Origin of the sequence: Priestia sp. JV24, assembly GCF_025910025.1 — a bacterium.
Taxonomy (GTDB): Bacteria; Bacillota; Bacilli; order Bacillales; family Bacillaceae_H; genus Priestia; species Priestia megaterium.
Map to the genome: position 1 here is coordinate 1 of NZ_JAPCIN010000038.1, position 7,701 is coordinate 7,701.

A 7,701-nucleotide genomic window follows, 5' to 3' on the forward strand; every position below is an offset into this window, starting at 1 on the left:
CGCTCTGGCCATCGCGAAGGAATTGCGTGCTCTGGGTACCAATGTGAACCAGATTGCGAAATGGTGCAACGCAAGAGACATTGAACAATTAAGTGAACAGGAGCTTGAGAGATTGGTATACAATCTCGACGAAATTAAAAAAGGATTGGCTGCAGCATGGCAACAATTAAGCTGAGTACGACGAAAAACGCCAATGCGTTATTGAAGTACGCTGAGAAGCGCGCTGAGGTGTCAAATTCGCTTGATTGCGATGTGGATTATGTTCGGAACCAATTTAAGGCTACAAGGGAAATATGGGGCAAGAACGGCGGCATACAGGCTCATCATGTGATTCAGTCGTTTAAGCCGGATGAGGTAGATCCCCACCAAGCGAATGAAATGGGGCTAAAGTTGGCTGAAAAGCTGGCAAAGGGTCATGAGGTAGCCGTCTATACGCATACGGACAAGGATCATATCCATAACCACATCGTGATTAATTCGGTGAACTATGAGGATGGCCGAAAGTTTCATGCGCATGGTCAAGAGGCTATTGACCATGTGCGGAAAATAAGTGATGAACTGTGCAAGGAACATGGGCTGTCCATTGTAGAAGAGCGCTCAGCCGATGTTCGCTATACATTGGCTGAACAGTCATTACTTGAGAAAGGCGAGTCAAGTTGGAAGGATGAAATTCGGACGGCCATCGATCAAGCCAAGGAGCAGACAGCTAGTTTTGAAGAGTTCCAGGAACGTTTAAAAGAGCAGGGCGTCCAAGCGACTTTAAGAGGCAAAAACATCACGTATGAGCATCTAGAATCGAATAAAAAGGTACGTGGCACTAAATTGGGGTTGGCGTACGAAAAGGAGACGATTTTACATGGCTTTGAAAGACAAGTTACAAGAGAAAGAGAGACAAGAAATTCAGAAACAACAGTCAACCGAGGATTTGAAGGGAATATACGAAGAGATGATTTTACGTCTCAGAGCGACAGAGGGCTATCTCTCGACGTTTCTGAAAGAAAACATGAACAAAGAGATGATGATGCAGCAAGAGCTCGAACAGATCAAACAGACGAGCCAAGAAGTACAAGCGGAAATGAGATTAACTTCGCTGACATCGATCAACAAATTAGAGACCGCCATCTTAGAGCACAAGCAATATACGAAGGAAACTTTGGCCGAGATGAAGACGGCCATCAGGGTATTGCACAGCGAGATGAAAAAGAATCAGGAGTTTCTAAACAACGAGTTCCAAACAAACAATCAAGTGATCAAGGACGAACTCGAGAAGATCAACAACAACCTGGGGAGCAAGTTCGACAACTTGAGCGCGACAGCGAAGGCGGAGCTCAGCGAGGTCGAAAAAAACAGCAAGACTATGATATCGAACGCTAAGTTAGGTGTAGTGTTCAATGGTTGGTTGGATTGGATAAAATACGGGGCTGGTGCAGCGGTCTTTATGGTACCTGTTTTTTTCTTGTTTAAATGGTTCTTTGGGTTATTTGGTATAAGCTTAGGCTAAAAATTTAAGTGCAATTCAGTTTGTTAAAAGACAAACCCTAAGCCCTGTTTAAGAGGAATTAGCTTTTTCTTATAGAAGTGTTCTTTATTCGAATGCTTGGGGGGACGTCTACGTGAACGAGAAAGCATTTTGGACAAAAGAGGTAGCAGAAACATTACAAATAGGAGCAAGTACATTAAGAAAATGGTGTCTTGCTTTAGAAAATGAAGGTTATGAATTTGTAAAAGGTGCAAAGAAAAGTCGAGCATTTTTAGAGAAAGATATTGTCCTTTTACGTAGAATGAAAGCTTTAATACACGGAGCTGGAATAAAGGTAGAAACAGCTATTAAGATTGCTTTATCTGATGATAAGGATAATGAAATTGAGGGAATTGTTCTTGAGGATAGCGAGAGAACAGAAGGTAGAACGCTAGGCGTTCTACCGGAGAACACTTTGCAAATACAAGAACAGATGGGTTTAGAGTTCATTGAAAATCAGAAAAAAATATTAGATCGTTTAGAACGTTTAGAGCAATTGGAACAGTTAGAGAGAAAAAATGAAGAACGCTTGCAGCGGATCGAGGAGAAGCTCAGTTCCAGAGATGATCAGTTGTTGCAAGTGGTAAGGGAAATACAAGATAGTAAGAGATTAATTGCTTCATCAGTAGAGAATCAGAAGAAATGGTGGAAATTTTGGTAAGATTACCTGTAAAATAAAATAAGAAAAGCCCCCAAGTTTTGACGGACCAAAGGGCTTTTCTTAACAAAATGAGAAGGAGTTAACCTTCTGTTTTTATAATTTATTAATTTTATTTTAACACAGAACGGTTAATTCCTGCTAGAGGAGAGGAATTAACAAGTGAAAAAAAGAAATTTCAGAATTGATTTCACAGAAGCAGAAAAGAATGCTAGAAAAAGAGACTTTGAGAAAGATTCAGGAAATAGGTTAAAAGCTGAAGAACTAAAAAAATCTTTATTAGATCAGTTAAAAGAGCTTACTGGTGAAGATCATTTTGTTGGAACCAGTAAAGATCCTTTTGCAGGGGAGCCGTTTAATCAAACTATGCATAGAAATTTAGATTTGTTAAATCGAATTGGTTATTTAACTCAAGCTGAAGAGAGCTTTTTGTTTAAAATTCAGGCTTATTTAGAGTTTAAAAGTAATGTAATTATCTGCAGAGAAGATAAGTTTAAGAAAAAAAGAAAAAATGTTATAGAAGATGACTTTGAACTTCCTAAATCTGCAACTGTTTCAGACATTGCAGAAATAATCGGGAAATCAAGAAAGAATACATCTATAATTATGAATTCTTTAAAAGAAAAAGAGATTCTATTAAATCCTGAAGGTGCAGGACAAGTAACTGAAAATGGTCGCTCTGTAAGCCCTAGAACATGGATTGTGAATCCTTATATTATGATTTGCGCGCCACGAAAAAATGAAGTTAAGTTAGATAAATTAACAATGAGATTGTTTCAGCATTCTTTGAAAAAACTTAAAGATCAGAATGGAAAAAAAGTAAATTTACCAGTTAGATTTTTTTAAATAAAACTATCTAGGCCGTATCAATTTGATACGGCCTTTTTATTCATGTTGGAAATATTTAGGTGTTACGAAAACGTTACAAAAAGGCATTAAAGTGTTACGAAATCGTAACACCCCAAAAAGTCCGACAAACTCAGTCATACCAAGGCTTCACGCCACTTTTAAAACTTTCTCTCTATTATCACTATTGTTTAGTAGCAATTCGCTCATAGAATTGCAAGGAACTTTTTATAATTTTTTCGTTAGAAAAATGTTAGCCTGAAGGCTAAAAAAAATCACCCTAAAGGTGATCAATCTCGTTAGCAAAATAAAAAGCCACCTCTTGAGTGTATGGTAAGAGAGGCGGCTTTTTATCTTAAGGGGTTTGACAACATTACAAATCATAAAAGTAGTCAGAATAATTTTACGACTATTTTATAATTAAATCAATGTAAGGCAACTTTGAGCATATGAATAAAAGGTGTACTTTTTATACATTGTTTTCCTTGATTTGCTCAATAGAATGCCTATTCTATCAACGATGTATAAAAAGCTGCATAAAAGAGAAAAAGAGAACTTCTTCGAACCCTTGGGGCGTAAGGGTTCTTTTTTGAGATGTGTTCCGGAAAGAGTGATTATGTTAACTAGTTTTGTATATTATATACAGCTTAAAAGCAAAATGACATATAGATACCTACAAATAAAATTATGATAACTACCTTTACGTGCTATATAAAGCTTAAAGAAGCGAAAAACTTACTGGACAGAGATCAGTAAGTTTTCCTGCTACATTTATTTATCCAAAGGGTTGAAACCTTACCAGTTTCTTGAATAGTTTGCTCAGGTTAGTAAAATTTATGTTTAATCTATATTTTCTTTTTCATAAGTTGCAGCGACTTCATCTTTATAATCGAAATCTGCTTTTTGACTAATCTTTCCTTCTTCAAATACTACCTGGAATCTTATTTTTTTAATATTATCCCAGGATCCTCTTCCAAATAAGAATGGATTCATTTCATAAGTGCCTGTTCCTTTTCTATTCATGATTCCTTCTTTAACAAGTTTATTGATGTTATTATTTAGACTTTGAACTGTATTAAAACCTAATTCTTCAGCCATTTGTTTTTTTATGTACGCATTTAAAACAATGATGTTGTCGTAAGCCATTCTTTTCAGAAGAACGTTTAATGTCTTCTGAATTCCACTTGATAGGTTATTTATTTGTAAGATATTATCTAGATAAATTTTTACATAATCAGGTTCTTTGGAAACATAAGATTCCTCAATATGTCTTTGGAAGAGCTTTTCTCCATCGTCATTCGTAACTGTTTCTTTTACTTCTTTATTTAGTTTTTTTCGTTGTGTATCTCCGACTAGTTCTTTTTCCCAACTTTTCAACTCTACACCTCTTTTAAGTTTATATTTATAATCTGTATCGTATTATAAATATAAACTATTTTCAAGCTGTTTTGTTTCTTTTTATAATCTGTTTTAGATTATAAATTATAATAAATATGATTATAATTAGTAACAAATGTGATTATAAACTATAATAAATACGATTATAATTTATAACGTATACAATTATAGTCTATCTACTAAAAAGCGCTTATATCAATGTTTATAGTGCCTTATTTCTTCTTTTCTTTTATTTTATGTACGTATTAAAGAAGCCTCTAATGAAATTAAATTAGAGGCTTCTTTTTGTTCCTAGAATACGTTTTATGTTAACAAATAAGAGAAGTCAGAGAAGTAATAGCAGGAAATATCATCTTGCATTTGAATACTAGTACTATAATCTTAAAACGAAAATGGGGGCTAGTATGATGCTGGTAAAAAAGATGTTAAATGGCATTATGATGAAAGAAATCACCATTAAAGAATTAGCTGATCAGTATGATGTAAGTACTCGTACGATTCAATTAAAGATTAAGAAATTAGGCTATGAATGGGACAGTAAGGAAGGTATTTATCGCTATGTTGGAGAAGAATCAGAGCCTTTAGATGTTGATTTTAGTACACTTATCTCTAAAAACAGTAAAATGCCAGCAGAACAAAAGCTAGCTACTAGCGAAGTAGCAGCTAGTATTAGTACTATAAATGAAAGTGAAAGTACTAACGCTAGTACAACTGCTAGCAAAGTAGATGCAATTGATTTATTGTTGCAGCAACCTAAAGATCGGTCAAAAAGAGTTTATAGAGGCTTTTATTTTGATGATGATGTGTTACATATTATTGATCGTGTACCAAAGAGTTATAAATCTGAATTGGTAAATGAGGCTTTAAGAAAAGTGTTTAAAGAAAAAGGATTATTGGATTAAAAAAATCACCTGCATTTTAGGTGATTTTTCTTGTTTATTTTACAAAATAAACTCTTATAAAAAGCGTTTTTAAGGTATAGGCGAACTTCTAATTCTTAGAGAGAATAAAGTAACATAGCCGATTAAAACAGGTGAATAAAATAAGAGAGAGTGTTAGTTAAAATGAACTCAGATCATCGTTATGACAAAAAGAAACGCGGAAGATGTAGAAAATATAGAAAAAAGGAGGAAGAGAAATGTTGTTGTAATGAAAAATATGACTGTCAACATGAGGATTGTCCAAACTGCATGCACTATCCTTGCAACTGCCAGGAACAAACTCAAAAAGTAAGTCAAAGTCCTATTCAAGAAGGACCAGAGCAAACTGTAGATCAAGAACAAGATAGTACTCAAACGCCTACACAAGAAGGTCCCGAACAGACAGTAGGACAGGAACAAGATAATAATCAGACCCCAACACAAGTAGGTCCTGAACAGAACCAAGGTCAAGAACAAAATAACAATCAGACTCCAACTCAAATAGGTCCAGATCAAGACCAGGGTCAGGCACAGACTTCTACTCAAACGCCTACACAAGAAGGTCCTGTCATAGAGCAAGAACAAAATACTACTCAAAATCCTGTAATAACAGGGCCTTCACCAGAACAGACAGTTACTCAAACTTCTAATCCTCAAACAGATACAATTACTACGCCGATAAATATTACTACTCCTACAACAACTCAAACATCTACAACTACTCCTACACAGACTTCTACTCAAAATCCTACTCAAACTCAGGAAGGATTGACACAAACACAAGATGAAGAACAAACTCAAACATTAGGTGATCAACTCCAGCTTCAAAGACACGGCGATCAAACTCAAGGTTCTCAAAATATTGGAGGTCATACAAATACTTCTCCTTTAAATAATACGCAGACTATATCTACGCCTACAACGGTCAGTGGTGTAACAGTAACTGTTCCGGTAACTCTAACATGTGGTTGTAACTGTAATAAAAAAGATGAGTGTAAGTGCGATAACAAAAAAGATAGGGAATGTAGAAAAGACGATGACTGTAATAAGAATTGCAAAAAAGGATGTGATTGTTGTACATCCTCAGTAGCAGATTTATTAAGGAGAGTACAAAATGTACAATCTACAATACTTCCTCCAGAAGATAAAGCAATTAATATCTATGCAAATACAACAGCTGTAACACCAAATCCAGTCCTTAATCAAGTCATTACAAATGTAAATGATTGTTCTACTGTTACATTTAAAAATGCAGACCAATTAACTAATACTCCAAATACAACTTTCAGACTTGATAAAATTGCTGGCATCAGTGCTATAAACAATCCAGTTTCTACTACAGATATCTTTGATTTTTTATTGGCTTTTGCAAATACCTGTGACAATATACCGCCAGAAGATCGAAACAAGGATTGTTTATGTGGATGTAGAAATAACCCTAACAAATCTTGTTGTTGTGACACGCTAGAATCCGAATTAAGAGCTGCAGCTACTTTTGGACTAAGCATAAATTTACTACTTGAGGGAGGAGCAACATTACCAACTAGTTTTTTTGTATTAAAAATATGTGATTGTATTGGTTTTTTTGTTGATAATTTAGCTGCTCCAACAGTTATCTATGCTTTTTCATTATGTGCAATCGATGGAATTACTGTGCCACCTCAAGTTTTATAAAAATAGAAAAATTTTAATTAAAATTAAAAACGTTTTATAGCTCTTACATAAGGGCTATTTTTTTTTCAACGTTCGAGTAGTATTTTTTGAATGAATTCAAAAAATCTCCACTCTTTTCCCATTGATAAAAAAATTTCGGCAGGTTTGAATCTCTCGCCAAGCCGACATACCCAAAACGAAGAAAATAGGGGGATCGGCTTGTTTGCCCAAGTATACCTGCCGAATCGCCTATTCAGCTGTTCAAAAGTAATAATCTTACTCCAAGAGTAACTACACACTTAAAAACATAAAAAGCCAGCCTCTATCCCAAAACAAAGGGGGAGATAAGCTGCGTTGTCAATGGTAAGCGGACCGTAGGGAGCATTAAGGAATTGACAATGTCTCTGCACCCAAACCCTCTTGGCACTCAAACAAACACGTTTGTTTGACGCCAACCGGCGAGGGAGCCCCCTCAAAGTTTGAGGGGGTTGGGGGTGTTTGTAGAAGCCATTCCAAAGGAGCTTTCCTTTGGCAGGTGTGGACAGCGTCCGCGGTTTGGCTCCCCCTTGAAAAGGGGGTTGGGGGGATTGTTATGCCTGGCATAACCAAGCTCAATTGGGTACCAATTGTAGAGCTTGCCTTATTCCGACTGTTTGGTGTATTATGGAAGCATACAGCTGGAATTTTACACCAAGTTCACCACGTCC

The 7,701-nt window shown here is 35.8% G+C and carries 7 protein-coding genes; 6 read left to right on the top strand and 1 reads right to left on the bottom strand.

All coding sequences use genetic code 11. From position 1 onward, the window contains the following. Window positions 1-22: 22 nt before the first annotated feature. From OK414_RS27830 to OK414_RS27845, 4 genes are all read left to right on the top strand, one after another. On the top strand, window positions 23-175 hold the full coding sequence (locus OK414_RS27830) for a MobC family plasmid mobilization relaxosome protein (RefSeq protein ID WP_264363551.1): 153 nt from the start codon (window positions 23-25) through the stop codon (window positions 173-175). Next, a complete protein-coding gene (locus OK414_RS27835; protein ID WP_053215360.1) occupies window positions 157-1,374 on the top strand; it encodes a relaxase/mobilization nuclease domain-containing protein in 1,218 nt (405 codons plus the stop codon). Before OK414_RS27830 ends, OK414_RS27835 begins: the two co-directional genes overlap by 19 nt. Window positions 1,375-1,613: 239 nt before the next feature. Beyond that, window positions 1,614-2,180, top strand: a complete 567-nt coding sequence (locus OK414_RS27840) for a DUF3967 domain-containing protein (protein WP_047934352.1) — start codon at window positions 1,614-1,616, stop codon at window positions 2,178-2,180. Between the two features lie 159 nt (window positions 2,181-2,339). After that, window positions 2,340-3,023: a hypothetical protein gene (locus tag OK414_RS27845; protein WP_047934349.1), complete on the top strand. Its 684-nt coding sequence runs from the start codon at window positions 2,340-2,342 to the stop codon at window positions 3,021-3,023. A gap of 840 nt (window positions 3,024-3,863) precedes the next feature. Here OK414_RS27845 and OK414_RS27850 read toward each other — a convergent pair. After that, window positions 3,864-4,400: a replication/maintenance protein RepL gene (locus OK414_RS27850; protein WP_047934346.1), complete on the bottom strand. Its 537-nt coding sequence runs from the start codon at window positions 4,398-4,400 to the stop codon at window positions 3,864-3,866. A gap of 425 nt (window positions 4,401-4,825) precedes the next feature. On the opposite strand from OK414_RS27850, the gene OK414_RS27855 reads away from it, so the two are divergent. Both OK414_RS27855 and OK414_RS27860 read left to right on the top strand, forming a co-directional pair. Further along, a complete protein-coding gene (locus tag OK414_RS27855) occupies window positions 4,826-5,323 on the top strand; it encodes an HTH domain-containing protein (RefSeq protein WP_234943168.1) in 498 nt (165 codons plus the stop codon). A gap of 162 nt (window positions 5,324-5,485) precedes the next feature. Further along, complete coding sequence (locus OK414_RS27860; RefSeq protein ID WP_263046334.1) at window positions 5,486-7,015, top strand: hypothetical protein; 1,530 nt, start codon at window positions 5,486-5,488, stop codon at window positions 7,013-7,015. The last annotated feature ends 686 nt before the right edge of the window (window positions 7,016-7,701 follow it).